The sequence below is a fragment of the Paenibacillus sp. cl141a genome, from assembly GCF_900109305.1.
Taxonomy (GTDB): domain Bacteria; phylum Bacillota; class Bacilli; order Paenibacillales; family Paenibacillaceae; genus Paenibacillus_AQ; species Paenibacillus_AQ lautus_A.
Map to the genome: position 1 here is coordinate 435,143 of NZ_FNZO01000001.1, position 26,511 is coordinate 461,653.

At 51.1% G+C, this 26,511-nt stretch carries 28 protein-coding genes; 16 read left to right on the forward strand and 12 right to left on the reverse strand.

Annotated features, from left to right (window positions below; translation table 11 throughout):
• Positions 1–32: 32 nt before the first annotated feature.
• The 6 genes from BMX45_RS02065 to BMX45_RS02090 form a co-directional block, all read right to left on the reverse strand.
• Complete coding sequence (locus BMX45_RS02065) at positions 33–353, reverse strand: EamA family transporter (RefSeq protein ID WP_090908269.1); 321 nt, start codon at positions 351–353, stop codon at positions 33–35.
• Complete coding sequence (locus BMX45_RS02070; protein WP_090908270.1) at positions 343–684, reverse strand: EamA family transporter; 342 nt, start codon at positions 682–684, stop codon at positions 343–345. Before BMX45_RS02070 ends, BMX45_RS02065 begins: the two co-directional genes overlap by 11 nt.
• Positions 672–1,304: an HAD family hydrolase gene (locus BMX45_RS02075; protein WP_090908271.1), complete on the reverse strand. Its 633-nt coding sequence runs from the start codon at positions 1,302–1,304 to the stop codon at positions 672–674. The genes BMX45_RS02070 and BMX45_RS02075 overlap by 13 nt, the downstream gene beginning before the upstream one ends.
• Before the next feature lie 29 nt (positions 1,305–1,333).
• Complete coding sequence (locus BMX45_RS02080; RefSeq protein WP_090908272.1) at positions 1,334–2,239, reverse strand: decaprenyl-phosphate phosphoribosyltransferase; 906 nt, start codon at positions 2,237–2,239, stop codon at positions 1,334–1,336.
• Between the two features lie 222 nt (positions 2,240–2,461).
• Complete coding sequence (locus BMX45_RS02085) at positions 2,462–2,905, reverse strand: DUF441 domain-containing protein (RefSeq protein ID WP_009590654.1); 444 nt, start codon at positions 2,903–2,905, stop codon at positions 2,462–2,464.
• Between the two features lie 130 nt (positions 2,906–3,035).
• Positions 3,036–4,013, reverse strand: coding sequence for a YpdA family putative bacillithiol disulfide reductase (locus BMX45_RS02090; protein ID WP_090908273.1), 978 nt, complete (start codon positions 4,011–4,013; stop codon positions 3,036–3,038).
• A 219-nt stretch (positions 4,014–4,232) separates the two neighbouring features.
• Here BMX45_RS02090 and BMX45_RS02095 point away from each other — a divergent pair, with 219 nt between their 5' ends.
• Positions 4,233–4,538 carry a DUF2087 domain-containing protein gene (locus BMX45_RS02095; RefSeq protein ID WP_090908274.1) on the forward strand — a complete coding sequence of 102 codons (306 nt, stop codon included), beginning with the start codon at positions 4,233–4,235 and terminating at the stop codon, positions 4,536–4,538.
• A 92-nt stretch (positions 4,539–4,630) separates the two neighbouring features.
• Here BMX45_RS02095 and BMX45_RS02100 read toward each other — a convergent pair whose 3' ends face one another.
• From BMX45_RS02100 to BMX45_RS02120, 5 genes are all read right to left on the reverse strand, one after another.
• Entirely contained in the window at positions 4,631–5,257 is a 627-nt protein-coding gene (locus tag BMX45_RS02100; RefSeq protein WP_009590690.1) for an FMN-dependent NADH-azoreductase, read from the reverse strand.
• 78 nt (positions 5,258–5,335) lie between these two features.
• Entirely contained in the window at positions 5,336–6,184 is an 849-nt protein-coding gene (locus tag BMX45_RS02105; protein ID WP_175495020.1) for a DUF4097 family beta strand repeat-containing protein, read from the reverse strand.
• On the reverse strand, positions 6,181–6,741 hold the full coding sequence (locus BMX45_RS02110; protein ID WP_090908275.1) for a DUF1700 domain-containing protein: 561 nt from the start codon (positions 6,739–6,741) through the stop codon (positions 6,181–6,183). The genes BMX45_RS02105 and BMX45_RS02110 overlap by 4 nt, the downstream gene beginning before the upstream one ends.
• Positions 6,734–7,063, reverse strand: a complete 330-nt coding sequence (locus BMX45_RS02115) for a PadR family transcriptional regulator (RefSeq protein WP_009590638.1) — start codon at positions 7,061–7,063, stop codon at positions 6,734–6,736. The genes BMX45_RS02110 and BMX45_RS02115 overlap by 8 nt, the downstream gene beginning before the upstream one ends.
• Positions 7,064–7,500: 437 nt before the next feature.
• Positions 7,501–7,740 (reverse strand): hypothetical protein, encoded by a 240-nt coding sequence (locus BMX45_RS02120; protein WP_006211206.1) that lies wholly within the window; start codon positions 7,738–7,740, stop codon positions 7,501–7,503.
• Between the two features lie 364 nt (positions 7,741–8,104).
• Between BMX45_RS02120 and BMX45_RS02125 the strand changes: the two genes are divergently transcribed.
• From BMX45_RS02125 to BMX45_RS02175, 11 genes are all read left to right on the forward strand, one after another.
• Positions 8,105–8,416 carry a hypothetical protein gene (locus BMX45_RS02125; RefSeq protein WP_090908276.1) on the forward strand — a complete coding sequence of 104 codons (312 nt, stop codon included), beginning with the start codon at positions 8,105–8,107 and terminating at the stop codon, positions 8,414–8,416.
• 89 nt (positions 8,417–8,505) lie between these two features.
• Positions 8,506–12,489: a type VII secretion protein EssC gene (gene essC, locus BMX45_RS02130; RefSeq protein WP_090908277.1), complete on the forward strand. Its 3,984-nt coding sequence runs from the start codon at positions 8,506–8,508 to the stop codon at positions 12,487–12,489.
• 16 nt (positions 12,490–12,505) lie between these two features.
• A complete protein-coding gene (locus BMX45_RS02135; protein ID WP_090908278.1) occupies positions 12,506–13,312 on the forward strand; it encodes a hypothetical protein in 807 nt (268 codons plus the stop codon).
• A 27-nt stretch (positions 13,313–13,339) separates the two neighbouring features.
• A complete protein-coding gene (locus tag BMX45_RS02140) occupies positions 13,340–13,852 on the forward strand; it encodes a WXG100 family type VII secretion target (RefSeq protein WP_090908279.1) in 513 nt (170 codons plus the stop codon).
• Positions 13,853–14,009: 157 nt separating this feature from the next.
• A complete protein-coding gene (locus tag BMX45_RS02145; protein ID WP_006211202.1) occupies positions 14,010–14,285 on the forward strand; it encodes a WXG100 family type VII secretion target in 276 nt (91 codons plus the stop codon).
• Positions 14,286–14,474: 189 nt separating this feature from the next.
• Positions 14,475–16,550, forward strand: a complete 2,076-nt coding sequence (locus BMX45_RS02150) for a protein kinase family protein (protein WP_090908280.1) — start codon at positions 14,475–14,477, stop codon at positions 16,548–16,550.
• 42 nt (positions 16,551–16,592) lie between these two features.
• Positions 16,593–17,345: a vWA domain-containing protein gene (locus tag BMX45_RS02155; protein WP_090908775.1), complete on the forward strand. Its 753-nt coding sequence runs from the start codon at positions 16,593–16,595 to the stop codon at positions 17,343–17,345.
• Positions 17,346–17,356: 11 nt separating this feature from the next.
• Positions 17,357–18,199 carry a hypothetical protein gene (locus BMX45_RS02160; protein WP_090908281.1) on the forward strand — a complete coding sequence of 281 codons (843 nt, stop codon included), beginning with the start codon at positions 17,357–17,359 and terminating at the stop codon, positions 18,197–18,199.
• 117 nt (positions 18,200–18,316) lie between these two features.
• Positions 18,317–18,568: an ABC-2 transporter permease gene (locus BMX45_RS02165; protein WP_254777919.1), complete on the forward strand. Its 252-nt coding sequence runs from the start codon at positions 18,317–18,319 to the stop codon at positions 18,566–18,568.
• A gap of 113 nt (positions 18,569–18,681) precedes the next feature.
• The gene (locus tag BMX45_RS02170; RefSeq protein ID WP_090908282.1) at positions 18,682–19,479 is read left to right on the forward strand and encodes an SDR family oxidoreductase; all 798 of its coding nucleotides are present in this window, start codon (positions 18,682–18,684) and stop codon (positions 19,477–19,479) included.
• A 117-nt stretch (positions 19,480–19,596) separates the two neighbouring features.
• Entirely contained in the window at positions 19,597–19,977 is a 381-nt protein-coding gene (locus BMX45_RS02175) for a DnaJ family domain-containing protein (RefSeq protein ID WP_090908283.1), read from the forward strand.
• Between the two features lie 69 nt (positions 19,978–20,046).
• On the opposite strand, the gene gluQRS is transcribed toward BMX45_RS02175, so the two are convergent.
• On the reverse strand, positions 20,047–21,024 hold the full coding sequence (gluQRS, locus tag BMX45_RS02180; protein WP_090908776.1) for a tRNA glutamyl-Q(34) synthetase GluQRS: 978 nt from the start codon (positions 21,022–21,024) through the stop codon (positions 20,047–20,049).
• 169 nt (positions 21,025–21,193) lie between these two features.
• Here gluQRS and hrpB point away from each other — a divergent pair, with 169 nt between their 5' ends.
• From hrpB to BMX45_RS02200, 4 genes are all read left to right on the forward strand, one after another.
• A complete protein-coding gene (hrpB, locus tag BMX45_RS02185; RefSeq protein WP_090908284.1) occupies positions 21,194–23,704 on the forward strand; it encodes an ATP-dependent helicase HrpB in 2,511 nt (836 codons plus the stop codon).
• A gap of 78 nt (positions 23,705–23,782) precedes the next feature.
• Positions 23,783–24,334, forward strand: coding sequence for a general stress protein (locus tag BMX45_RS02190; protein ID WP_090908285.1), 552 nt, complete (start codon positions 23,783–23,785; stop codon positions 24,332–24,334).
• Positions 24,335–24,617: 283 nt separating this feature from the next.
• Complete coding sequence (locus BMX45_RS02195; protein ID WP_090908286.1) at positions 24,618–25,814, forward strand: acyltransferase; 1,197 nt, start codon at positions 24,618–24,620, stop codon at positions 25,812–25,814.
• Positions 25,815–26,136: 322 nt separating this feature from the next.
• The gene (locus BMX45_RS02200) at positions 26,137–26,496 is read left to right on the forward strand and encodes a replication termination protein (protein ID WP_090908287.1); all 360 of its coding nucleotides are present in this window, start codon (positions 26,137–26,139) and stop codon (positions 26,494–26,496) included.
• Positions 26,497–26,511: the final 15 nt, after the last annotated feature.

Here is a 26,511-nt window from a genome sequence, read left to right on the forward strand (position 1 = left end):
TATGTATTGAGATTCGGCCTAGCGGCATTCATTTACCAGATCAGCAGCAGCAACCCGGATATGATAAAGGCAACGCCGGCGATTTTTCGAATGCCGATGGTTTCCTTGAACACCAGTTTGGCAAACAGCAGCGCCCATAGGAACGTAAGGGCATTGGCCGGCATCACCAGTGTATACGGAAGTTTCCCAAGCAGGTAAATATTTAACATGGCTCCCAAACCGTAGCTAAGAAAACCGATCAGCAGCAGCTTGATTCGTTTACCCGCGGTATATCCTTTGAAGAATACGCTGCCCAGCGAGCCCAGCAAGGTCATTAGGAGCAGAAGCAAGTACAGCGGCACGTCACTTTTCATAGGAGGTTAATGTCACCCCGATTCCAAGCAGGGCCACGGCGGCCAGCTTTTTCAAGGTTAACGGCTCATCCAGAAAGAAATCCCCATAAAACAATGCCACGATATAGCTGATACACATCAGGGGATAAGCAACGGACAGCTTCTCCAGGGAAAACGATTTGATCATGAGGATGGCTCCCAGGCCGTAACAGACAAATCCGATTCCCATATACAACAAATTGGCGTGCCCCCATTTCCAGAACAGCTGGCCGGTCGCCGTCAAAAAAGCCGATAAGATCATAAACAGCTTGCCTAGGTGGCGCGGGGCACTCTGCGCTTTTACTTGTTCCATGTTAATCCCTCGCATCCATGGGCGGACTTTTGATTGATCAAATATTTGTGCTTAACAAGCCGAAACATCGGCAGGTCGGATAAGGAATCGGAGTACGCGAAGGAAGAGTCGTAATCAATGGCCAGCCGCTGCTCGCTTAGGTATTGCTGAATCCGGTTCACTTTCTCCTCACCCTTGCAGTTGTTTCCTTCAATCATCGACGTGAAACGCCCATCCCGAACGGATAATTTCGTGGCGATGACCGCGTCGACGCAGGGCAGCTCCGCAAAGTATCTCATGTAAGCGTCGGGGGACGCGGATACGAGCAGGACATGATAGCCCTCGCTTTTTTTCAGCTGCATTTCCTTCAGCGCATCCGGGAAGATGGCAGGCTTCAATTCCGTTTCATAAAAATGCTTCAGGTCGGAGTCATCCATATGGCGCATGGCATGAAAATAAGCGCTTTTTGCCTTTTCGGCTTCCAAGAGACGGAGCTTGTAGAGCAGGGAATGCAGCACGACTTTCAGGATGACCGGTGTCGTGGACGGGTGTTTTCGTATGCCGTACATCAAAAATTGAAACATGGAGTCCGTATGGATGACCGTTTTGTCGATGTCAAAAATAGCGAATTTCTGATTCATAAAATTTCCCTCAATTGCCGTTTTATTAATTACTCAAAATAGATCAATATTCCGATAACGCTGATGACATAGAGGATCACGGTAACCAGGATGTGCGAGTCCTCCAGAAGCACCCGGTCCGGGGCACCGCCCTTTTTCTCGATATGAATCAGATAAAGATAACGGAACATCCCGTAGATGACGAGCGGAATGGTCCACATAAGATGAACGGTCCTGCCGGACGTAAAGGTAAAGAGCGAATAACTGATGATGGTTGCCGTTGTGACGATGCTGCTCATCTGGTCGAGCAGATCAAACGAGTAGTGATCAAGCACCTTGCGGTGAGAGCCCTTGTCATGCTGCAGCAGATGAAGCTCATGCCGTCTCTTGCCGATTGCCAGGAAGAGCGAGAGCAGCATGGTGCATAAAAGGAACCAGGGCGTGAACGGGACGTGAATAACGAGCCCGCCTGCGATGGCGCGCAGCACAAACCCGGCCGCGATAATCATGATGTCGATGATGACAACATGTTTCAACCGGAAGGAATAAGCTACGTTCATGGCAAAATAGAGCAGCAATAACGCGGTAAACAGCGGATTGAGCAGATAAGAGACGACCAGCGAAGCGATCAGCAGCAGAATGCCGAACACGAGAGCCAGCTTAGGCGGGAGTGCTCCCGAGGCCATGGGCCGGTATTTCTTCACCGGATGGTTGCGATCCGCTTCGCGATCAGCATAATCGTTCACAATGTAGACGCAGCCCGAAACGAAGGACAGCAGGAAGAAACCGATCAAGGTTTCAACAAGCGACCCCGGACTTACCGTTTCAAACGAAAAGAGGGGGGCTGCAAATATTAACAAATTTTTGGTCCATTGCTTCGGCCTTAGCTGCCTGAAGAGCAGCATGGGAAGCTGCTTTAACGGGGCGGTGGCCGAATCGGTATTCGTTGAAGACAATTGTGTTACCTCCTGATACATCCTAATTCGTAGGGAAATACGGGAAAAGCCGTGAAATACGATAGCTATCATACCATAAAATAGACGATATATGGTAACGGCCCGTCCGGATGGTACTTTAAATATAGAACAAATAAACCTCCCTTAGGGTTCATGAAACCTAAGGGAGGTTTTTGGCCTTTATCCTATTTACCTATAAATATCTGTTGAACCGTAAAGACTTTACGATTTGCCGATAAGTAAGGACAGCAGGCCGGCTGCAATGAGCGGCCCGACGGGCACCCCGCGGAATAGGGCTACCCCGAGCACGGTGCCGACCAGTAGGCCGGCGACTACCGTAGGGTTGCTGCCCATCAGCGTGGCTCCGCGTCCGCCCAGATATGCGACAAGCATGCCGACGGCGATGGCCAGAAGCGACTTCCAATTCAGGAAGGATTCGCCGATCGTTTGGAGACTCATTTTGCCGCTCGCCAGCGGAGACATCACGCCAATGGTGAGAATAATGATGCCGAGGGTCAGCCCGTATTTCTCAAGCCATGGGAAGGCTTGCTGGAAACCTGTGACGCGGATGAGCAGCAGAGTCAGCATGGCTATGGTCACAGCGGAATTGCTGCTGATAATGCCCAGGCCCGCCATTGCCAGCAGAATGAGCGAGGTAACGTCCATTGGAGATCACTCCTTATGATTTAGATATCAGCAAGTATGAATTACCGATGAGCAAGCCTTCCTGATATCGCAAAAAACATCAATTACACACGGGTTGTCTTCCCGGAATGTACGCTCTGAAAGACGTTGGCTAAACTTTTGTGCCCAGATGCTCCGCGATCAATCGGCCGTGCAGCCTGCCGGTTTCAATGAACACCTCATTGGCATTGCGGCCGGATGCAATTACACCGGCGACGTACAGTCCCGGAACATTGGTCTCCATCGTATCCGGATTATAGAGAGGTTTCTCCATATCTTCATCAAGCTGGACGCCGGAAGAGGCGAGCAGTTTGCGGTCAGGACGGAACCCGGTCAATGCCAATACAAAGTCGTTTTCGATGATCGATTCCTGTCCCTGATTCGAAAGCACGGTAATGGAGGACTCCGCAATTTGAACGACACGGGAGTTCAGATGAAGCTGAATATGCCCTTTTTGAACCATGCTGTCGAACAGGGGCCGAACCCAAGGTTTGATGTTCTGCGAGACTTCCTCGCCCCGATAGACCATCGTAACCTCGGCCCCGACACGGATCAGCTCCATGGCCGCATCCACCGCGGAATTGCTGCCGCCGATGATCGCCGTTTTCATGCCGGCATAAGGATGGGCTTCCCGGAAATAATGGGTGACTTTCTCCAAGTCTTCACCAGGAATGCCAATATAATTCGGATGATCAAAATAACCCGTAGCAATGACTACGTGTTTGGCTTGTCGAAGGGTCTCTTCGCCGCCGCGGCGCAGCGTCTTCACCTGAAAGCTGCTGTCAGGCTGCTTGGCAATGGTGAGAGCTTCTTCGTATGGGGAGATATGCAGGTTAAAATGTTTGGCGACCCGGCGATAATAGGCCAGCGCCTCGTGCCGGTACGGTTTGTCATTCGATATGGCGAACGGAACTTCTCCGATTTCAAGCATTTCAGCCGTACTGAAAAACTGCATATGGGTCGGATAGAGATAAATGGAATGGACTACGTTGTGTTTATCAATGATCTCGCAGCTGAGGCCCTGGCGGCCGCACTCAATGGCAGCTGCTAGACCGCATGGGCCTGCGCCGATAATTAAGACGTCGAGCATGATGAACCTCCTTATGTATTAACCTTACGCTATCTATCAGCATTATAATCCTACAGCAAATATCCCGATAAATCCAGAATGCAGGCGATCTCACTCCCGCCCGAGCGGGCCTGATGCAGAAAGAGATTGACAAACAAATCTAATTTGATTAATATCAAATTAGATTAATATTAAATTAGAAGTTCGTTAAATTACTTTTCTAAAAAGGAGGTATTCATCATGGAACAGACAGCCCGAGAAGCCTACAAAGCATCCGTTCTTCGCAGTTTTATTGCGAAGGACGGATCCTTGCGGTCCATCCCGGCACAGTATAAAAAGAAGCTTGTCATCATGGAATTTTTGGTGGAGCAGCTGGAGACGGGGAGGGAATATCCGGAAAAGGACATCAATGCGTTTATCAAGCGCTATCACGAGGATTATGCGACGATTCGGCGAGAATTTATCAATCATCGATATATGAGCCGGGAGCAGGAAATCTATATTCTTAACCCGCGCGAGGAATGGACGCAGTGGGATGCGCTCTAAGCGAAAGCAAAGCAAAAAAGCTGCCTTCACTGATTGGGTCAGTGAAGGCAGCTTTTTCTAAGTGCTATAAGAGTGAATACATATAAGTTCAATTAAAATCCGGCAGCGGCCTTTTTAACAAGCTCAAGACCGTTCTGAACGATCATTTCCGCTTCGTCAGGGAACTGGTTATGGCCTTCGATGATGAGGGTTTCGATATCCTGCACGCCCCATTGACGAAGATTGCCCATAACGAAGTTGACAGCCATCTCTGCTGCAGCCATAGGACCTTCGGAATAGTTGCCGCCGCGTGCATTCAGGATGACGACTTTTTTGCCGGTCACGAGACCTACCACGCCTTGCGGTGTATATTTAAACGTTTTGCCTGCTTGGTTCAGGTAATCGATATAGGTATGAAGAACGGCAGGGACGGTCATGTTCCACAATGGGAAAGCCAGCACGATTTTGTCTGCGGCAAGGAACTGGTCAAGATATTTGCTGACATTGGCAGCAGCTGCTTGCTCTTCAGGGGTAGCTTCCAAACCCTTGGCGGCTTTGAACATACCGTTGATGGCTGTTCCGTCGTAATATGGAAGATTCTCTGCGAACAGATCAAGCTCCGTGATTTGATCTTCCGGATGGCTTGCTTTGAAGGATTCCAGAAACTCATGGTACATTTTTACGCTGACCGATTGCTCGATCGCTCTGTTGTTTGCTTTGATGAATAGTACATTCGACATGTATGAAGACTCTCCTTGTTGTATAGTTTACTTTATAAATTATAGTATATTTCATTTCTATCGTTTGTCAACAATGCTTTAGTGTACGATATCGATATTACCGGAGTAGGTTTCCACTTGGATGGTATCGGTTGTTTCCTTCAATGACTCCGGCGCCGATATCGATCCTGTGAGCGACTTAAGGTCATAGAAACCGCGGAATGAAGGGTCAGGCTGCACTTTCACGTTGCCTGATCTGCACAGGATATTCACCGACGAAACGCCGAGCAAGCCTACGTTTACATCGCCGGAAGTGACCTCGATGTCCACGGGGCCTTCCATATCTTTCAATTCGACGTTTCCTGAATGATTGACGAGTTGAGTGGAGGCCTGAATGTCGGAGCCGCGAATACTGCCCGAAATGTTCTCTACGCTCAACTGGTCAGCTACGATTCCGTTCATGTTGATGTTGCCTGACCTTACGGAAATGGCAATCGACTTGGACGAAGCTCCGATTACCTGGATGCTATCGGATAACGTTGATAAATCAAGCTCCTCGAGCTTCGTGCTGGAAGGAAGGACAATGGTTATTTTCCCTTTCGGCGAATGAAAGTCCACGCTCATAAACTGAAACGAATCAGCCGTAGTCAGATCCAAATCGATTTCTTGACCAGCAGGCTTAAAAGCTTCAAGAATATCGATATGCTCGGGCTTTAATTTGCCGTCAAAAGCGATATATCCGTTAGCATCGCCGCTGTCCTCAAAGGCGAAACTGACATACATATTGCTGGCGATTGTTAATTTCTTCAAATTCACGGCATCCTGCAGATCCCATCGGTTCTGGTAGCTGACCAGTTCTTCCCCGAATTTAAACTTGTTCGCAGCCATGCCGATGATTCCTACCAATATAAGTGCGATTGCTAAGCTGAACAACCATTTTCTGTTCACTGTGCGTCACGACCCTTCAACAAACGTGTATTCCATCTGGAGTACCTCAAGGTTAACGATAACAATCCAACCATGGCCGAGCGTGTGGCATATCCGAGGAAGATGCCGATGCCGATCAAGGAGATCGATAAGAATAATTTAGCCGGATAGAACGTTCCGTTCACGATGTAATCGAGCAGAACGAGCACCGGGCTCAGTAAGGTTGCCAGGGCTCCCAGAGCGATGGCGACTCCACCGGACCATAATGCCGCAAGGAAGGGGACGGTCACCAATGCACAGAAGAACAAACCGGTTCCTACCGCATATTTGCCTATGGCAGACGGCCTTCTGACCGTTGCGGGAGCAGGCATTTCCATATCCACGTACCGGTCGCCTAACGCTTCCTTCGCCATTTCAAAAGGATCTCCCAGTTCCCGGGCAATCTCCTCTTCGGTACGCCCATTCTGCATGCCGATGACAAAATGGGACTCTACATCCTGAATGAATTCCCAGCGTTCCCCCGGAGGAAGCGCGGCAAGGCGAGATTCCAAAATCGAAATAAACTGTTTTTTAGTCATACAAATTCCCTTCCTCTATCAAGTTGGTCACGTTGCTTACAAAAGCTTGCCATTCCTTCACCATAGACCGCATATAGATCACTCCGCTGTCCGTCAGCTTATAATATTTACGGGGGGGACCCTCGCTCGATTCCTGGAGGTAGGTGGTGCAGTAGCCTTCATTAACAAGTCTGCGAAGGAGAGGGTACAGGGCGCCTTCGGCTACTTCGATATGCCGGGAGACGGCTTGAGCCAACTCGTAGCCATATTGGTCCTTGCGATGGATCAGCACAAGCACGCAGAGTTCAAGAACGCCTTTTTTGAATTGAATACTGACATTCATACGGCGATACCTCCTTTCGTAAGTCCATGTTCATGCTGTTATCACGAGGTAGTAATTAATATTCAGTAGTGATCTACAATAAGATATCACTTAGTACTGAATAATGCAAGGTACTGATCATAAAATGGGTAAGCATCAAAAAACGTCGAACCGTGAGAAGCTTTGTATAAGGGCGGGAGTCTCGTTTAATCTTGAAAAGGCACGGTTAATAGAAGTTATCAGAACATAGGGTCGTTTTTCCAAGACAAGAATGGAGGGATGAACAGTATGTCTATCGATCGGTTTATATTAAAAAAGCTGAGTAATTGCCAGGAGATCAGAACGCGGAGAAATCTCGTGAAATTGTTCCAGATCCGAATTCAGCGGGCGCAGATAGCCGAGGATCGTTATTACGGGTTATAATGGAGACAAACAAAAAAAGGGCTACCCCTCTTTTATTAAAAGAGAGATAGCGCAAGAGAGTCGTTTTCGCTTTTGCTGTGTAGAATTGCCTCGGATCCCTCGATTTCAATGCTGATGAGGGAGTTGAGGCATTTTTGCAGCGCCTTTTTGCCGGTTTGGATTTTATGGTCAAGCGCGCTGGTTAGCAGTTTCAATACCTTTTGAACCGGCTGCTTGCTATCCGTCGTAAAATATACGGGAACCGGCTTGTTTTGGAACATGATTAGTGTTTTCATATCAATCACCTCACGAAAGTTTTTTCATGATATTTGCATTATAAATTGCCAATCTTAAAATAACCTTAAATTCATAGAATTAATCAGCATCATTTTTATGAGCGTGACATTTTTGTGAACAACGGGATTTTACCGACGAACAACCCGGATTTCCCCTATAATTAATACATAAATAGTTCCTTGGAACCAACAAATCCGCAACGGAAATAGGAAATAGGAAATATGACACAAATTGACAGAACAGACCCTGGAATGATATAGTTACAATAATGTAACTATTTTTTGCAACTATTGAAATAGGTGATTGGGCTTTCAATATGGAATAAACATAGGATTACCATTTTGAGGAAGGCAGGTTGACCAGATGATACTCACCGTGATCAGCGGTCGAAACGAAGATGATTGGTTTGATATCGACGTACCCGATGAATGCTCCATTGAACGGTTGAACGAGCTGCTGGGATTACGTCTTTTTCGCGAACCCTCGAGTAAAGGGATTCAATATATATTAGAAGCAAAATTCCCGGAAGGCTTGTGGTTTACGGTAGGCGGCCACTCCAACCTGGTTGAAGCGGGATTGAGGGAAGGCTCCTACGTTCGGTTGCAGCGGGCATTCTCGACAACCACCGATGAAGCTCCTGTCTATGGCAGAAGATCGTTGTTTCAAGAGAGCTGACATTGGGTAAGTAACCCATTGGTTTTAACTGAAACAGCAAAATACATAATTGTACATTTCAGATGCTTTGGATTAGGAGGAAGTGACATATGAACGTGTTGTACCAACGTTCGCCGCGCATTAGACCGGCTTTACCGAATGAAGACTTGGAAATTCTGAGACCCCCGTCCGAGCCAAGCAAGCCGTCGTTTTCCATGATTGCCATCATCATTCCGATTATTATGACGGCGGCGACGATCGGTTTCTATGTCTATATGAACGTAAGCGGTAAGATGGGGAATTCGAATTACATGATGTTCCAGATGCTCTCCATCTTTATGATGCTGACATCCTACACGCTGCCGTTCTTCATGTATTTAAGCAACAAGAAGACCTATCAGAAGAACCTGGCAGAACGCAATCTGAAGTACCGGGCTCAGCTTGATGTGCATCGGGAAGAACTGAAGGAGCGGCAGGAGGATCAGGTCCATATTCTGTTTGACATCCATGGGGATCCGGACGTCTGTTACAATGTTGTGAAGAACCGGAGCAGCAGTTTATGGGAACGTTCCCCGGAAGATAAGGATTTTCTGGAGATTTGCGTGGGCAAAGGGGAAGTTCCGTTTCATATTAACGTGAAGCCTCCCCGTGCGGACGGGTATGATAAAGACCCGTTAATCGAAGCAGCCGAATTGCTGTCATCCGAGTTCCAGACGGTCGACGATGCCTCTATTGCACTGCCGTTATTCGAATCCAAGGTCATCGGGATCGTCGGCGGAAGAGAACACGTATTAAACATGCTTCGCGTCATGATGGCCCAAACCGCCGTCAGGCACTCGCCTGACGAAGTGAAAATCGCCGCCTTCTACGAGGAGAGGGAAGCGAGCGAATGGCAGTGGCTGCGCTGGCTGCCCCATACGTGGGATGATGACCGTTCCAGCCGCTATCTTGCGGATCGACGGAGCAATGCGCATCAGCTTGCTGATGAAATATTTACCCATTTATACCGGCGTAAAAACAATCGCTCCGAACATGGAAAAAAATCGATTGAGACGCCGGCTTACGTCGTGATCCTGTCCGCAGCCCAATTGATTGAGGAAGAACCTCTGCTGCCTCTGTTGATGGAAGATGCCGATGCGGCTGACGCCGTCACCATTATTTTGTCCGACCGGAAAGAAAGCTTGCCGATGCACTGCCAGCTTATCGTCGAAGTCGATCGGGAGCAGGCGGCGTACACGATCAAGAAACCGGACGGCACCGTCTCCAAGCAATCCTTCCAATCCCATCATATCAGCAGGGAACAGGTCGAAGCATTGGCCCGGTATATGGCGCCGATTCGACTGAAACGGTCTTCTGCATCCGATATTCCTAGCGTTTTGGCACTATTCGAGATGATGGACATTCAGAAAATCAACGATTTGGATGTGTCCAAACGCTGGCAGCAGAACCGATACCCGGATTCATTGCCCGTTCCCATGGGTGTGCGAGCGGGCGGGAAGAAGATTAATTTGAACCTTCATGATAAAATAGAGCGTCAAGGTCATGGTCCGCATGGCCTGATTGCGGGAACGACCGGTTCCGGGAAAAGCGAGGTTATCCAATCCATCGTGGCTTCCCTGGCATCGGAGTTTCACCCTCATGATCTGGCATTCATGCTTATCGACTATAAGGGCGGCGGCATGTCCAATACGTTTGTGAACCTTCCGCACGTCGTAGGCACCATAACGAATTTGGACAACAATCTGATCGAGCGGGCGAAGGTGTCGCTCAAAGCCGAATTGGTCCGCCGCCAGAAAATATTGAACGATGCGGGAAACCTGCAGCATATTGACGAGTATTACAGGCTGCTGCGCAATCGCCATGGCGAGCCGCTTCCGCATCTCGTGATTATCATTGATGAATTTGCACAGCTGAAGAAAGACCAGCCGGAATTTATGGATGAATTGATCAGCATCGCAGCAATCGGGCGAACGCTGGGCGTCCATTTGATCTTGGCGACGCAGAAGCCGGCCGGCGTCGTGGACGATAAAATTTGGAGTAACTCGCGCTTCCGCATCTGTCTTCGGGTACAAAGCGAGGGCGACAGCCGCGACATGCTGAAGATTCCGAATGCAGCCTGGATCAACAAGCCCGGACGAGGCTACTTCCAGGTGGGCAGCGATGAAGTGTTTGAAGAAATGCAATTTGCTTGGAGCGGCGCTCCATACATTGAAGAGAAGGATACGCCTGGGGCTGTCTCCATCCGCGAGGTCCGGATCAACGGCAAGACGGAACCGCTGCTTGCGTCGACTCCGTCCCTTGGAGCGCATCTGGAAGTGCCGAAACAGCTGCAGGTGTTTATCGACCATGTAGCGGAAGTGGCCAAGGCGCAAGGGATCGAACGGCTGCAGGGTCCTTGGCTTCCGCCGCTTCCGGAGATCCTGGATTTGGAGGCGGTACAATCCGGCATCGAGCAGCCGGTTACGTTCGGCGATTCGGCACTCGTATCCTATGTCGGAATGGTTGACGATTTGCCTAACCAATGCCAGAAGCCGCTGGTGCTCAATCTGGAGCAAGGCCACTGGGCCGTATATGGGATGCCCGGGCTCGGAAAGACGACCTTTATACAAACGATGCTCATGTCGTTGGCAAGTCGATATACCCCGGACTTTTGGCATGGATATATCGTGGATATGGGCCGAATGCTGCGGGACTTTGCAGGACTGCCGCATATCGGGGGAGTCATGACTGCAGAGGAAGATGATCGGATCAAGCGCCTGTTCCGTTTTCTTGCGAAAACGGCCGCTGTGCGCAAAGACATGATCGCCGAGGCCGGCGTGAAGACCGTTGCATCCTACCGCCGTGGCAGCACGGTGACGGTTCCGCAGCTGGTCGTGGTTATTGACGGATATCTGAACTTTAGGAATTCCTATCCGGACGAGAATGATATGCTGGAATACCTGCTGCGGGAAGGCGGCAGTCTGGGCATCACGTTTATCATCACGGCGAATCGGATTTCGGATATGTTCGAGAAAGTCCGGAGCAATATCTCACAAGCGGTATCGTATGAGCTTGCCGATCCGGCCGACTATTATTACGCGGTGGGTCGTCCCACGAGAGCCCCGAGCCAGCTTCCGCCAGGAAGAGGACTGGTCAAAGGCCAGGTGCCTCCGCTTGAATTCCAGACGGCACTTCCGGCTTCCGGCCAGGAGGAGGGGGACCGTTCGGCAGCGCTTCGCGACATGATTCGGGTTCACCGTGAATCATGGCATGGCGAGGAAGCCCCGCGGATCGAATCGCTGCCGGACAAGATTCCGCTCCATCAGCTGCTTAAGGTGCAAAAGCCTTATGAAGCGGCTTCAACGGTGAAGTATCAGGTGCCCGTCGGGGTGGCTACGGATGATTTGACTCCTTTTGCGATCAATCTCGAGGATGGGCCGCATTTTATCGTGGCCAGTCCGATGGAAGGCGGTAAGACGTCATTCCTTCTTAGCTGGATGCTATCGCTCGCATATCATACTTCTCCCGATGAGCTGGAGATCTATACGGTGGATACGCGCTATGGAAGCAGCGGCCTGAGCCGGATGAACCATCTCCCGCATGTCCGCGGCCACGCGGAGAACGAGGAGGATCTGGGGCCGCTCATTACGAGCCTTTATGAGCGGGTACAGACCCGGTCGAAGGAGAGCGAGGACCCGGCCATCCTGCTTATGATTGATGATGCCGACGTTCTCAGCAAGCAGCTTTCGGATTTCACCTTGAAGGACCAGCTGTCGGCCATCGTCAGACAGGGAAGGGATCGCAGGGTTCATGTCGTCATTGCCGGCGTGCCGGCGGATTTCCCGACGTATGGCGTCGACTGGTTTACCGATATCAAGGCTGCTCAAAACGGATTTTTATTCGGGACCTTGGATTCCAACGATTTATCGTTCTTCCGGATTCCTTTTTCCGAATCTTCTAATAGTCCTGGAGGACTAAAAATACTTCCGCCGGGACAGGGGTACTACGTAAAACGTAAATTTTCCAGAATAAAAGGCGCAGTTCCGTTCGATGAGGAATGGAACGCCCAAAGATGGGTCACAGAAATTCGCGACCGATGGCATGTTGTAGTTTGAGGGGAGGTGGCTCATAATGTTGACAATTCATGCTTCCAAACAAGAAACGATCACGCTGAATGACAAGGAATTTTTCTTCTTGGCTGGAATTATCGGATCGGACCGATTACTTGGTGTTGAAGATCCTTTCGTAGGATATTTAACGGAAGAAATCGCGGTTGAGTGGGAGAAAACCAAACAATCGCTCCTAAGCAAGCAATATTTGATTCAAGAGGAAGGCGGGGAATTGTCGATCCCACCCGAAGTCTTCTCACGAGTGGCTATTGCCGGTCTTGCGGAACGTGCGTGCTGGTTGAAATATGAAAATCAGGATTCGGCGTTTGAAGGATATTTGCATGTTACTGACGAACGGGTAATACAAGTATGCAGAAGCGATGAAGACAACCGGTGTTACATGCTTAGCGAACTCGGTACCATCGATCAAACCTGCGATCAACTGGTGGAGGATCTGGCCCTCAGCGACCAAAACTGGGGAGATATTCCGGCTCTGTTGCTCAGCCGGAAGGAATTCGGCGATATCTACACCTCGGTTACTGAGCATAGTTGCGACGATATCAGCGATCGTCTGGCCAGATTGACGGACGATGCGGAAGGTTCAATCGCTTTGGCGAAATGCATGAAGAACAAGGTATCTTCGGGGGAACTCCAGCTGTCGATTTGGAACGGAATCAGCTGGGAAAGTCAAAATGCAGCATTTATAGTGAACGAGTCCATGAATTGGCTGCTGCGTATGAGCCTGGAGGGAGACCAGGACTGGCTAACCGCAGCGCCAGCGACCAAAGAGCAGTTTCGTCATATGTTACTCATGTGGCTGAAACAGTAACAGAGCCTGTATGAAAGGTGAGGACCAATGCGTATTTCTGTCGAGCCGGAGTCTCTCCGGACGTTAAGCCGTCAGCTGCAGCATAGTGGCGATGAATATTTAGCGATAACGAGAACGCTCAACCAAGCCATGGAATCCCTGGTTTGGGAGACGTCTCTCAAAGCGGCGGTTATTGATGAATGGCAGTCTGCCCGGAGTCTTGGAGAGCATCTGGGAGCTCTTCTTGCTCAGCTGGGCAAGCATCTTCAAAGCAAAGCCGATCAATTTCAAGAAACGGATCATCAATACCATACGATTTTGGAGCATGCTGTCGTAAGCACCGTATCACCGACGGCTTTGTTTGCCGCTTCCGGGATGGATGGGCGCTCGTCCATACTTCCGGAATATGGTAACTCCGGCACGGTCATATCGAACCCGAGTTCGGCAGCCGCAGCCGTGGGCATGACCAGCGGAGACAATGGGGGAGCGGCTAAACAGGCCGCATTAGCCGGGCAGAGCTGGACCTTTACCGATCCGTCTTCGTTTGGGATTGCCAACTAAATCCCTATTCCATTTGGGAATTTCGGGATGGAAAATGTTTCAAATTGGGACGTATAGGGTAACTCGAAATTAGGTCTGAGGACATTTTGATAAACCGAGTCTTCTGGGCTAAGATGTCAAGTGTCACCAGAAAACGAATTTCAAGGAGGTTACATAAATGGCAGGACGTATTTTAATTACGCCAGAACAAGTGGAGCAAGTTGCGAACCAATTTAAACAGAGCGGTGATCAAAGCCAGCAAATCGTTAACAGCCTGACGCAATCGATCAACGGAATGGAAGGTCAATGGGACGGTATGACGAAGCAGCGCTTCTTCCAGGAATTCCAGGAAGCAAGCCGCCTGATGAACTCCTTCGTACAAACGCTTGATAGCATCAGCAATGAGCTGAAGGCGATCGCTCAGAAATTCCGTATGGCTGACGAATCCCGTTAATATCATTCGGAGACTTTTGCTTTCTGATGCATTATAATAGTTTAATAGGCAAAATAAACCGGGTGGTAGGCAACCCGGTTTTCTTGCAATTTTGGATATTTAGAATGAAGTTAATCGTGAATCAATTCCGGTTCAATCGGTTAATAGAGTTATATAGCAAGGTAATGGAGTTAAGAGAGGGTGAAGTTCATGACATTTCAGCCAAACCCGGGCGATGGGATCGTTGTTAATGGAACGGCTTATACGGTAGGACAGCATCCGGCAGCGCCGGGCGTAGCATATGCCCAGGCTGGGAGGCAAGGGATCGTCTACCAGCTGATTCCTGTGGATGGGGAACTGCATGAAGCCAAAGCATTAAAAGTGTTTTTTCCTAAGTTCAGAATTCCGGCTATGGTTTATCAATCCGAGCATATGGGGAATTATCGCGAGATACCGGGTTTGCAGGTCAGTAGTCGAGAGGTGCTCACTCCCGAAAGAAACGGAGATTTGATAGCGGAATATCCGGATTTGCTCTACGCGGTCATCATGCCATGGATTCATGGATGTACTTGGTTTGACGTTATAAGCGATCAGCGTAATCTGGGACGTTCCGAAAGCCTGATGCTGGCCAAGGCTTTGGCAGCTATCGGCTCAAGCATGGAGCAGCGCGGATTGGCGCATTGCGATCTGTCTGCGCCCAATGTCATGCTTCCGTTTTTTTCGGAAGTGAAGCTGCCGGAAGGCGCTGCCGCCGTGGAGCTTGTCGATGTGGAGCAGATGTACAGTCCTAAAATGGACCGTCCCGACGTTTTGCTCGCCGGCTCGCCGGGATATGCGGCGCATCGAACGGTGCACAGCGGGTTATGGAGCGCGTATGCCGATCGTTTTGCAGGAGCTGTCATCATTGCCGAGATGCTGGGGTGGAGCGATCCGGCTATCGTGAATCGGGCTTGGGGCGAAAGCTATTTTGACCAGCATGAAATGCAGACTCCGTGCGAACGTTATTTTTTGCTTAAAAAATCGCTGGGTCAGCGTTGGGGCACACGGATCTCGGATCTGCTCGGCAGAGCTTGGGACAGTCAGGATTTGAGCAGTTGTCCTACCTTTGGCGAGTGGCTCATCGCCTTATCCTCGGCAAGTGAGGAAGAAGTGGTGGAAGAAGCTCCAGCTGCCACTGCGGCTGCCCAGGAAGACGATTCGGATGAATCCGGCTCTAAACGTTCCCGGGAGGTGCCTGCGGACATCATGGCATCGCTTGGAATCGAGCCGGGCACGCGAGAGGTTAACGACAATGTGGTAGGACGGTTGTTTCATCAGGCGCGCGATTTGGAGAAGGCAGGCAATCTTTCCGGAGCATTGGAGATATTCCGTTCGGCGTATCACTTCGTAAAGAAGGACAGTCCGCTTGAAGTGGAACTTGCCGCAGCCATACAGGGACTGGAGGAACAACTGCGTCCCGCTGAAGAATCATCCAACAAAGGCATTAAAGCTTTGTTGTCATCCCGCAAATTCATGCTTTCTACCGCTGCGGCCATCGTAATCTTGGCGGGTTCCGCGATTACGGTGAATCAAATATTGGCTGAGAAGGCCGAGAGCCGCCAGATGGATGCCCAGCGTTTAGCGGAGCAGCAGGCTCAGGAGAAAGAAGAGGCTGCGCGCAAGCAGGAGGAAGAAGCGAAGAAGCAGCAGGAGGAGGCTGCTAAGAAAGAAGCGGAGGCCAAAAAAGCCGAAGAGGAGCGCCTGAAGGCGGAAGAGGCGAAGAAGGCCGAGGAAGCCGAGTTGGCGCGCAAGGAGCAGGAGAAATCCGAGCTTCAGGCAAAGTATGAGAAGCAAGCGAAGTATGAATCTTATCTGGCATCGCTTGAGGAGAAAAAGAAAAAGCAGGCGCTGCAGGAGAAATATGATAATCAGGCAAAATACGAGGCGTATTTAGCCCAACTGGAAGAGAAGAAGAAAAGGCAGGCTCGGGAAGAGGCGGCGGCTAAGGCAGCGGCCAAGGCGGAGGCGGAGCGACAGGCCCAAGCTCGGGCTGCTCAGCAAGCGCAGGCCGCCCAGCTTCAGAAGCAGCGTTCCCAAAACGTTATCGAACTGGTTGCCTTGTATAACAAGGCGTATAATGCGCAGGTGGCCGGCAACAAGGACCGCGCGAAGAATGCCGCGCGTGAATTCATAGCGCTATATAACAAGGACAAATCCTATTACAAGACGGTTGGCAAAATGAGCAGCCGCCTTAACAATCTGCAGCAATTCATCAGTGACGACAGCCACTGGATACCTAAACTGTGAAGAAGTAAACATGACAAATTGCAGGGGTGAATGTTATTCACGATGAACTATACCATTCAAGCATCACAGCGCACGCCAGCGCTCATTATATATCTGATTGATATCAGCGCGTCCATGAATATGCTGATGGAGGATCGCAGAAGGATTGATGTTGTTTACGAAGCATTATCCTTAGCCATTCGGCAAATGGTGTTTCGTTCCACCAAGGGGAATCGACTGACGCCGAGGTACCGGATCGCCATCCTTGCATACAGCGATGACGTATATGATTTGTTAAACGGGATCAAGGGCATTGACGAAATTGCGGCGATCGGATCGCTTCCGGATTTGACCCCGAAGCGTTTCTCCGATTCGGCCAAAGCGTTTCTTCAAGCCGAGAAAATTCTGCAATCGGAGATTCCCAACATGCAGGATTGCCCTGCGCCGCTCGTATGCCATATGACGGATGGCGTGGCCACGGGAGAGGACCCGGAACCGATTGCCCGCCGTATCATGAATATGAGCGTTCCGGACGGAAACGTGCTGGTGGAAAATATTTTCATCTCCGACCATCTGATGAACCAGCCGATCTCCGAACCTCGCCGTTGGAAGGGGATATCGGCTGATACGCAGCTTGAGGATAAACATGCGCGCAAACTCAAGATGATGTCTTCCGTTCTTCCCGAAAGCTATCGAGAAATGCTGGTTGAGGCGGATTATCAGCTGAGCCCGGGGGCCTTGATGATGCTCCCGGGCACATGCTCCGAGCTGGTGTCCATCGGGTTCCAGATGTCAGCCGCCACGCCGGTAAGGTAAGAGGTCACAACATGAAGCGATCATACGCTAGAAGCATGGAAACGTTGGGGATTCGCAAGCGGAAGGCTCAAGCAGCGTCGTTTTATTACGAGAGCAAGCAGACCGGGGAAGAGCCGCTTACGAAGATTAGGGATTTGTTCACATGTCGTTATGCGTATGGCAGAGCGGCAGAATCCGTCATGCTCTCCGAGACGGGCCAGGACTTCATTGCACTGAAAATGGATGAAGAGGTCTGCCATTTTGTATTGTGTGACGGGGTCGGCTTGAGTTATCGAGGCGATGTGGCATCGCGCCTGCTCGGTCAGGGCTTGATGGACTGGCTGAATACGGTTGAAGAGCCCACGTCCTCATCGCTGGAGCGCAAGTTGAAGGAACTAACGCATGAAGCAGATCGGGAAATGCGGATGCATACGCTGAGCTCTGAAACCCCTAAGCTGCTGCGCGAAGTTCTGGAGGAGAAGCAGCGTAAGGGAAGCGAAGCCATGTACATATGCGGACGCATCGAGCGGTCATCGCGTTTTCGTCGAAAAGGCAGGCTGTGGCTTGCCTGGCAGGGAGACTCCAGGGTACGATTATGGCGTCAGCAGGACGAGATTACTTCAATATTCGGAGACCGCTTCCGAACGGCCGAACGCTGGTCTTCCCGCACCGGACCGATCGGAGGCAGTCCTCACGTGTTTACGTGCAAGCTGGAACCGGAGACCGGTTATCGTCTTCAATTATACAGCGACGGGCTTACGGATCTGGACCCGATGAAGGAGCCGATTCCCGATGAGCAGGTGCAAGTATTAATGAATGCCCGCCATACAGGCGGTCTGGAAGATGATGCTTCCTTTCTGGAGATCGTATGGTAATACAGAAATGACCGATTATTTCGAGAGCCGGACCCATGAGGTCCGGCTTTTTTACTTGGATTCGAAAATAAACGGTTAGGCGGGGATGGAGAAGGCGCTGTTCTTTACCAAAATATAGTGTCCGGCATTTCCTTGATCCTGTTTATAGCCGTGTACTATCCTCTCTATTATTGGCTGGGGCCCAAGGGCGGACAAACGCTGAAGCTGGTGCTGGTAGCGGTGTTGTTCGCGATTACGATGGCCATCAATACGCTGTGGTCGGATGGCCTGCCAACGGATTATCTTTGGCATGGACTCGGTATATCCTGCCTGGTGGTTTTCGCTTCCTATCAGCTCTCAGCCTATATCTTTTCGCGCACGGACGTGTAAGTCTAACCGGATCTTGCAAAAAATTAGAAATCATGATTATAAAACAACTCCTTTTGGGTAATCTTGTGACAGATGAACGCATAACGGATAACGACAAAAGGAGCGTGTTGAACATGAATGAAGGACACGGACGTTTCCATGGGAGAACGGCAATCATTACCGGTGCCGGCTCAGGCATTGGGAAGGCGGCTGCCATTCAGCTGGCAAAGGAAGGCGCGAATGTGGCCTTATTCGATCTGTTGGATGACCGGACCCATCAAGCGGAATCGGAGATCAACTCCATTCGCGAAGGGGCGGCCAGAGCATTCGACGTGGATACAACCGATCCCGACCGGGTGGAAAAGGCAGTCCTTGAAACGGTGGAGATATTTGGCAGCGTCGATATTGTATTTGCCAATGCAGGGATCAACGGCGTCATGACGCCGATCGATGAAATGAAGCTGGAGGAATGGGCCAAGACGCTGAACGTAAATTTGAATGGGACGTTCCTGACGGTCAAATATGCAATTCCGCATCTCAAGAAGAGGGGACAGGGCAGCATCATCATTACGAGCTCCGTCAATGGCACTCGAACCTTCTCCAACTTTGGCATGAGCGCCTACAGCACAACCAAAGCGGGACAGGTCGCTTTTGCGAAAATGGCTGCGCTGGAGCTGGCTCAATTCAAGATCAGAGTCAATGTGATTTGTCCAGGCGCAATATCCACCAACATCGACCAAAGCACGAAGAAGCAAGGGGATCTGGAGGAAATCGTGATACCGGTTGAATATCCGGAAGGAAGCCAGCCGCTGTCAGACGGACCGGGGACGCCCGAAGAGGTCGCCGATTTGGTGGCGTTCCTCGCTTCCGACCAGTCGAGACATATTACTGGGGCGCAGATCTTCATAGATGGCGCGGAATCGCTGTTGTAATATTATAAGCGGGATGGGAGATGAACCTGCGTGTGATCCCCTACATTTAGAACTTGGAATATCCCGCGGGCTGATTTATGATGAGTGGACGAGGGAACAGGAGGAGGCTGGTTTAACATGAGCATCTTTTCCAGATTAGCTGAGCAGAAGATCGAGGAAGCGATCCTTAACGGAGAATTCGATAACCTGCCTCTTGCCGGCAAAAAACTCCCGATCGACGATCTTTCGCACATCCCGGAAGATTTGAGGATGTCCTACCGCATCATGAAAAACGCGGGTTACGTTCCTGAAGAAGTCACGCTTCGGAAGGAATGCGTCCAGCTCTATGATTTGCTCGGCGCTACCCGAAACGAGGGCGAGCAGGAGCAGCTCAAACGCAAGCTGAACGAAAAGCACCTTAGGCTGCAGTTGCTGCTGGAACAGCGGGGATTAAGCGGGAACAGCGCGTTTACGCAGTATGAGTCCAAGGTCAGGGAACGATTAACAGGTAAGGAATAACGGAACAGCGCCAGTCTTTCTTCTCGTCTCGAGAATGAAAGGGCTGGCGCTGATTGTTTTTCGCTAAAGTTAAAGCTCGAACAGCCGGTTTTTGACAGGATCCGTAATTTTTATGGGGAATGAAGAAACTTTCGATAAATCAAAAATAGGGATCAATTCCGCAGGAGTTACTGCTTCCGGGTGATCCAGAAGCCCGGCTGTCCATGCCAGCCAGCCGGTTAAGCGTTCCGGCGAGATGCCCTGGCCGCGCAGAAAGGAGAGGCTGAGCCCGCGGGTTCTCTTGGCCAGCCGTTTGCCCTCCGCATCCACCATCAGCGGTGTGTGCGCAAACTGCGGCGGCTGATAGGAGAGCGCTTCATACAATAGCAGCTGACGAGGGGTGGAGTCCAGAAGATCAGCTCCACGGAGCACATGGGTTATGCCCATTAGCGCGTCATCCACCACCACCGCGAGCTGATACGAAATGATATCGTCGGCTCTCCTCACGACAAAATCTCCGCCGTCGGATAGCCGGTACCGCTGCACCCCGGCAATGCCGTCAACAAAGGAAACGATTCTGTGCGGCACCTTCATGCGCAGCGAAGGTTTCTTATGAAGCTCTTTCAGGGCAGCTTCGTCCCGGGTCAGCTCTCGGCAGGTTCCCGGATAGCGAAAGCCCTCCGATGCAATGCCATGCGGTGCGCTGGCTGCTGCCGTTATATCCGCCCGGCTGCAATAGCAGGGGTACAACATATTCAATTCCTTCAGTTTGACGATTTCCCGTTCGTACAACGCGTGGCGAGCAGCCTGATGATACGGCCCGCAGGCTCCGCCAACGCCGGGGCCTTCATCCCAATCCAATCCGAGCCATTCCAGATCTCTCATGATCTCGTCTGCGAGCTCTTGACGGGAACGCTGCACATCGATATCTTCGATTCGGAGTATATATTGACCGTTCATACTCCTCATTTGCAGCCATCCAAGCAAAGCGGTCAATGCATTGCCGATATGCATCTTACCTGATGGCGTAGGGGCAAAGCGGCCGCGAAATGTGGCTTGCTGCTCCATCCATTTCACCTTCCGACTAATTGAATCTTGATGTTCCATGGGAATGATATTCATATTGTAGCGCATATGCATCGATTCTTGCCAGCCAATGGCCTACTTGACGTAAATCGGCTGTTTAATATAATTAAGGGATTATATTGATATTCGATAGGATGACGGAGAGATATCCATGACTGAACTACCGATTCACCGAGTATTACCGCAATTGAAAAAGGCTTTATCAACAGGAACTCATGCCGTGTTGATCGCCGAACCGGGTGCAGGGAAGACGACGCAAGTGCCGCTTGCTTTTCTGAATGAACCTTGGCTTGCCGGCAAACGGATCATCATGCTGGAGCCCAGAAGGATCGCGGCCCGCTCAGCGGCGGGATATATGGCGTCCTCATTGGGAGAAGCGATTGGAGAAACGATCGGGTACCGGGTCCGGATGGACAGCAAGATCGGACGGGACACCCGGATCGAGGTCGTCACGGAAGGCGTTTTGACGCGGATGCTGCAGGATGATCCGGAAATGACCGGCATCGGTATGATTATATTCGACGAATTTCATGAGCGGAATTTGCAGGCCGATGCCGGACTGGCTTTTGCGATGGAATCCCAAGCGGTGCTGCGGGAGGATTTAAGGCTGCTGGTCATGTCCGCTACCCTTGAGGCGGAGCCGGTTGCGAAGCTTCTTGGAGACGCACCGGTCATCGTCAGCGAAGGGCGTGCTTTTCCGGTAACGACTCACTATCTGCGCTCGTTCCCACTGGATGAGATACATAAAGGTGCGGCAACCGCCATTACGCGCGCGCTCTCCGAACAGGAAGGCGACATTCTCGTATTTTTGCCAGGGGCTCGTGAAATCAGGCGGACCGCGAATGAATTATTAAGAACGGGTTTAAATCCAGGAGTCGTCATTCGTGAATTATACAGCGCGCTTTCAGCGGAGAAGCAGGATGAAGCCATAAAACGCGATGTGAACGGACGGCGTAAAATTGTTCTGTCCACAAGCATCGCGGAGAGCAGCATTACCATTCAGGGGATTAAAACCGTCGTGGACAGCGGTTATATGCGAACAGAGGTATTCTCCCCGAGAACGGGACTGCCGCAATTGATCACGAGGCGGCTGTCCAGAGCGTCCGCCGATCAGAGAAGGGGCAGGGCAGGCCGCGTCTCGGCCGGCGTGTGCTATCGCTTGTGGAGTGAGGAAGAGCACCGCCATCTGCCGGAGAGTACCATTCCGGCGATCCGCGAATCCGATCTTGCGCCGCTGGCCTTGGAATTGGCTGTATGGGGTGCGCGTGATCCGGAGCAGCTCGCTTGGCTTGACGCGCCGCCTCGGCTGGCCTATACGCAAGGTCAAGCGTTATTGAAGCAGCTATCGGCTCTGGATGATACGGGCAGCATCACCCGGTACGGCCGTGAGATGGCGCTGCTTGGAGTTCATCCGAGGCTGGCTCACATGCTGCTGAAGGCACAGGAAATCGGCGAGGCCCCGCTAGCCATCCGAATCGCCGTTCTGCTTCAGGAGCGCGATATACTGAGCCGAAGCGAAGCGCTTCGGGACCAGGATTTGCGTTCGCGCGTGGAACGGCTTCTCTTGTTTGAACAGCAAGGACTGCGATCCGCCCAGCAGGACACGGCGAACGAAGCCGTGCTGCAGCGGATGAAACAAGAGATTCGGAAGCTCCACGCCCAGCTGAATATCGAATATGCAGCTGACGGTGACCTGGACCTCTGCGGCCTGCTGCTGTCGTTTGCCTATCCGGATCGGATCGCGAAGAACAGGGGAGGCAGCGGGTTTCTCATGCGCAGCGGCAGGGGCGTGAAGCTGGCTGCGGTTCAGCCTATGAGCCGTGCCCGGTATATTGTGGCCGCAACCGTAGACGATCAAGGTGCAGACGGGAATATCCAGCTAGCTTCCGAAATGGACGAAGCCTGGCTTGAACAGTATTATCTTGACGAGATGGAACAGCAGAAAGAAGTCGCATGGGATACAGCTTCCGGCAGCATCAGAGCCAGGCAGAAGCTGATGCTGGGAGCCATCGTGGTCAAGGAACAAGCCTATCCCAATCCGACAGGGGAGGAAATGGCGCGCGCCTTGCTGCAAGGGATCAGGCAGGAGGGCCTTGGTTTATTTCAGTGGAGCAAGGCGGCCGTGCAGTTGAGAGAACGGATGGCCTTTATGTTCCGGCACGAAGCGGAAGGGGATTGGCCGGATGTATCGGACGAAGGGTTGCTGGATCGTGCGGAAGCGTGGCTGCTTCCTTATTTGGAAGGGCTGCGGAATCGTAATGATATCAGGCGACTGGCACCCGGAACGCTCTTGGAGCATATGCTCAGCTGGGAGCAGAAGCAGCAGCTTCAGAAAGAAGCGCCGACGCATATCAGGGTGCCGAGCGGGTCGCAGATCCCGATCAACTACAGCAACCCTGAACAGCCGTTTCTGGCCGTTCGTCTGCAGGAGATGTTCGGGATGCGGGACACGCCGCGAATTGCCGGCGGGCGGGTTCCGCTGACCTTGCATTTGTTGTCGCCTGCGCAGAGACCGGTCCAGGTTACCTCGGATCTGTCGAGCTTTTGGGCACACGGGTATTACGAGGTGAAAAAGGATCTAAAGGGTAGATATCCTAAGCATTATTGGCCAGATGATCCGCTGGAGGCGATTGCAACAAATCGGACCAGACCCAAGGCATAACAAGGCAGCGCTACGTTTAATTTTCCCTTCCGTCGGGTAATGTTAAATATGAACGACCACCGATGAGGAGGGTTTATCATGGAGAAGAAAGTTGTTGGGGTATTTCGTTCGGAACAGGAGGCGGCTCAAGCTATAGAGCAGCTGCAGCGGCACGGGATCCCGAACGATGCCATATCCATTATAGCGAAGGACAAACGCGAGGCGGACATGATTGCCGAGCAGACGGGAACGATGGCTCCCGAAGGAGTAGCTGCGGGTGCAGCAACAGGCGGCATACTTGGAGGCACGGCAGGATTGCTGGCTGGGCTGGGAGCCCTTGCCATTCCTGGCATCGGCCCGATTCTTGCAGCCGGACCGATAGCAGCGACGCTTACGGGCGCAGCAGTCGGTGCGGGAGCCGGCGGGCTGGTCGGAGGTTTTATCGGCCTGGGCATTCCGGAAGATGAGGCGAAGGAATATGAGTCCTATGTCGAGCAGGGACGGATTCTGGTACTGGTTGACGCCGATCAAGAGAATACCGGCATTTACGATATATTCCGCGATTACGATTACAGAAACGAGGGGCGATATGGTGCGGTTGATCCAGACCGGAACGACACACTGCCGCCGCGAGGAACTACGCTGCTGTAAGGAGCGTGAACCGGTTCCGATTCGGAACCGGTTTTTTTGTGTTCAGAAAGTAAACACTTTATCCTTTGTGCCTTCAAGTCGTTAGAAAAAAGGTCTCTACCCGCGGTAAGTCTTCCGTGAACGCACGCCGATAGAAGTTTTTCATTATATATATAATCATACGGATGAATGCTAGGTATGGAGCCAGCCTTCATGCCCAGTAAATAATTGGATTAGCCCCTCAAGGGAGAAGTCCCTTACAATGAGGTTGATTCATACGAAGCCAGCATGAAGGGGGAGCAGTATGTCCAAACAAAGAATTCCGGAGATCGAGCGCCTCCGAGGAATGGCCTTCCTGGCTGTGGTTTTGCAGCATTCCATCGCGCATTATTCGGTAGCCCCGGGGATGACGGCAAACGATGGCCTGATGATGGGCTTCCTCCTGATGGCGACGAAATTCGCTGTGCCCGTCTTTATTTTTATTACCGGCATGGTGCTGTTTTATAATGATAAAGGCCGTTTGCAATACGGCAGGTTCATCAAGAGACGATTCGGCGACATTTATGTTCCTTTTGCCGTATGGACCCTGATCACGTTAATAATCAATCATAAGTTTAATCCCGCATTGATCGGGGACTGGAAATATCTTGGGGAAGTATGGTTAACCGGAAAAGCCAGCTCGCATTTTTGGTATATTATTATGCTGTTCCAATTTTATTTGCTGTATCCACTCTTCAGATCCGCCATACTAGGAATCAAGGAACGATGCGGCATTCGGACGCAGCTTACGATACTGATTCTTTCCGGGCTGCTGTACGTGGGCTTGACGGGAGTGATCAACGATATCGGACACTGGATGGGAAGTTTGAGCATACCGGTGTGGAGCGAGCTGTTCACAACCTATGCGGATCGGAATGCGCTTTATTATTTCTTCTATTTTGCGCTTGGGGCAGCAGCCGGCTTATATCATGCCTCTTGGATAAAATGGCTAAAGAAGGCCCGGCCGGCCATATGGCTGGTCTTTGCATTTACGTTCGGCTGGATGCTCATGCAGGCCGTGAATGAAATCCGTTCAGCGGAGAATGGAGCGATCACGTTCTATTCCTTGTCGCTGCTGCGGCCGATGATGGCGCTTTTCCTGATTAGCTCCATCATGGTCATGTACGATACGGCCGGCTGGATTACCCGCCATGTCGGAGCGCGGACGAATGCGCTCCTAACCTCCATTGGAGTCTATTCGTACGGTGCTTACCTGATGCATTTATTAACGCTCCGGATAAGCTATGCAGTCGATGAGTATCTGCTGATCGGCATGCCATCCCTGGTGAGGATCCTTTCTTCATGGGTCATCAGCGTGGCGATTGCGTACGCCGCAACACGCCTGCTTGCAAAGCTGCCGTTCGGAAAATGGCTCGTCGGCATCGCGGGTGCACGGAACCCTCGCTCTATTCGGCCATACGGCAAATCGCATCCATCCGCCGGGACAACCACCGGCATGTGAAAATAAACTGAAGCCCACCCTTTAGGGTGGGCTTTTTCATGGGCTCGCGCCATCGCTCCCAAGACCCAAACGAACCAAACGAGCGAACCAACAACAGGTGAAAAACCAAGCATTATATAAATTCAACATATGAAAAATTCACAATAGAAAAAGCATGCGCTTCCCTGCTCCATTCCCATGCGACCATCACCTGCCAACGTTTCAATCCACGCCTTCTTGGTTTAAAAAGAGAAGGATGCTTCCTATTGTGCAAACTGGGAAACTGTGGGTTATAATAAGGTATATTATGGGACAAGTAGCTCGTGAAGGAGGAGGCGTCCGGATGGCATTTATGATCGCGCAGCGCGCTTTTATCAAAGTATATCTTATCACCATGGTGGAGCAGCAGCGCGGATATGGATATCAGATGCTCGAAGAACTTCGGCAGGAATTCAAGAGCCATGGATATTCGCCGCCGCAAAGCGAAATCTATCGTGCTCTGCATGAATTGGTGCAGGAGGGTGTTCTATACCGTACCAAACAGCTGAAAGGAAACGATCCGCGGGTCGATTTCCAGGAAATCGTCCTTTATCATTTTACTGACGAAGGTGCCGAGAAGGCCAAACACTATAAAAAACAGGTTAAGACCGATTTGGATCGATGCTTGGGGATCCTTCATAAAGCCGTAAACGACAATTATTAAAATTCGATCCGGAAT

Excerpts from the sequence above, each read along its gene's own strand:
- BMX45_RS02065 (WP_090908269.1), bottom strand. The coding sequence starts at position 353 with ATGAAAAGTGACGTGCCGCTGTACTTGCTTCTGCTCCTAATGACCTTG.
- BMX45_RS02070 (WP_090908270.1), bottom strand. The coding sequence starts at position 684 with ATGGAACAAGTAAAAGCGCAGAGTGCCCCGCGCCACCTAGGCAAGCTG.
- BMX45_RS02075 (WP_090908271.1), bottom strand. The coding sequence starts at position 1,304 with ATGAATCAGAAATTCGCTATTTTTGACATCGACAAAACGGTCATCCAT.
- BMX45_RS02085 (WP_009590654.1), bottom strand. The coding sequence starts at position 2,905 with ATGGACGTTACCTCGCTCATTCTGCTGGCAATGGCGGGCCTGGGCATT.
- BMX45_RS02090 (WP_090908273.1), bottom strand. The coding sequence starts at position 4,013 with ATGCTCGACGTCTTAATTATCGGCGCAGGCCCATGCGGTCTAGCAGCT.
- BMX45_RS02095 (WP_090908274.1), top strand. The coding sequence starts at position 4,233 with ATGGAACAGACAGCCCGAGAAGCCTACAAAGCATCCGTTCTTCGCAGT.
- BMX45_RS02100 (WP_009590690.1), bottom strand. The coding sequence starts at position 5,257 with ATGTCGAATGTACTATTCATCAAAGCAAACAACAGAGCGATCGAGCAA.
- BMX45_RS02110 (WP_090908275.1), bottom strand. The coding sequence starts at position 6,741 with ATGACTAAAAAACAGTTTATTTCGATTTTGGAATCTCGCCTTGCCGCG.
- BMX45_RS02115 (WP_009590638.1), bottom strand. The coding sequence starts at position 7,063 with ATGAATGTCAGTATTCAATTCAAAAAAGGCGTTCTTGAACTCTGCGTG.
- BMX45_RS02120 (WP_006211206.1), bottom strand. The coding sequence starts at position 7,740 with ATGAAAACACTAATCATGTTCCAAAACAAGCCGGTTCCCGTATATTTT.
- BMX45_RS02125 (WP_090908276.1), top strand. The coding sequence starts at position 8,105 with ATGATACTCACCGTGATCAGCGGTCGAAACGAAGATGATTGGTTTGAT.
- essC (WP_090908277.1), top strand. The coding sequence starts at position 8,506 with ATGAACGTGTTGTACCAACGTTCGCCGCGCATTAGACCGGCTTTACCG.
- BMX45_RS02135 (WP_090908278.1), top strand. The coding sequence starts at position 12,506 with ATGTTGACAATTCATGCTTCCAAACAAGAAACGATCACGCTGAATGAC.
- BMX45_RS02140 (WP_090908279.1), top strand. The coding sequence starts at position 13,340 with ATGCGTATTTCTGTCGAGCCGGAGTCTCTCCGGACGTTAAGCCGTCAG.
- BMX45_RS02145 (WP_006211202.1), top strand. The coding sequence starts at position 14,010 with ATGGCAGGACGTATTTTAATTACGCCAGAACAAGTGGAGCAAGTTGCG.
- BMX45_RS02150 (WP_090908280.1), top strand. The coding sequence starts at position 14,475 with ATGACATTTCAGCCAAACCCGGGCGATGGGATCGTTGTTAATGGAACG.
- BMX45_RS02155 (WP_090908775.1), top strand. The coding sequence starts at position 16,593 with ATGAACTATACCATTCAAGCATCACAGCGCACGCCAGCGCTCATTATA.
- BMX45_RS02160 (WP_090908281.1), top strand. The coding sequence starts at position 17,357 with ATGAAGCGATCATACGCTAGAAGCATGGAAACGTTGGGGATTCGCAAG.
- BMX45_RS02170 (WP_090908282.1), top strand. The coding sequence starts at position 18,682 with ATGAATGAAGGACACGGACGTTTCCATGGGAGAACGGCAATCATTACC.
- BMX45_RS02175 (WP_090908283.1), top strand. The coding sequence starts at position 19,597 with ATGAGCATCTTTTCCAGATTAGCTGAGCAGAAGATCGAGGAAGCGATC.
- gluQRS (WP_090908776.1), bottom strand. The coding sequence starts at position 21,024 with ATGGAGCAGCAAGCCACATTTCGCGGCCGCTTTGCCCCTACGCCATCA.
- hrpB (WP_090908284.1), top strand. The coding sequence starts at position 21,194 with ATGACTGAACTACCGATTCACCGAGTATTACCGCAATTGAAAAAGGCT.
- BMX45_RS02190 (WP_090908285.1), top strand. The coding sequence starts at position 23,783 with ATGGAGAAGAAAGTTGTTGGGGTATTTCGTTCGGAACAGGAGGCGGCT.
- BMX45_RS02195 (WP_090908286.1), top strand. The coding sequence starts at position 24,618 with ATGTCCAAACAAAGAATTCCGGAGATCGAGCGCCTCCGAGGAATGGCC.
- BMX45_RS02200 (WP_090908287.1), top strand. The coding sequence starts at position 26,137 with ATGGCATTTATGATCGCGCAGCGCGCTTTTATCAAAGTATATCTTATC.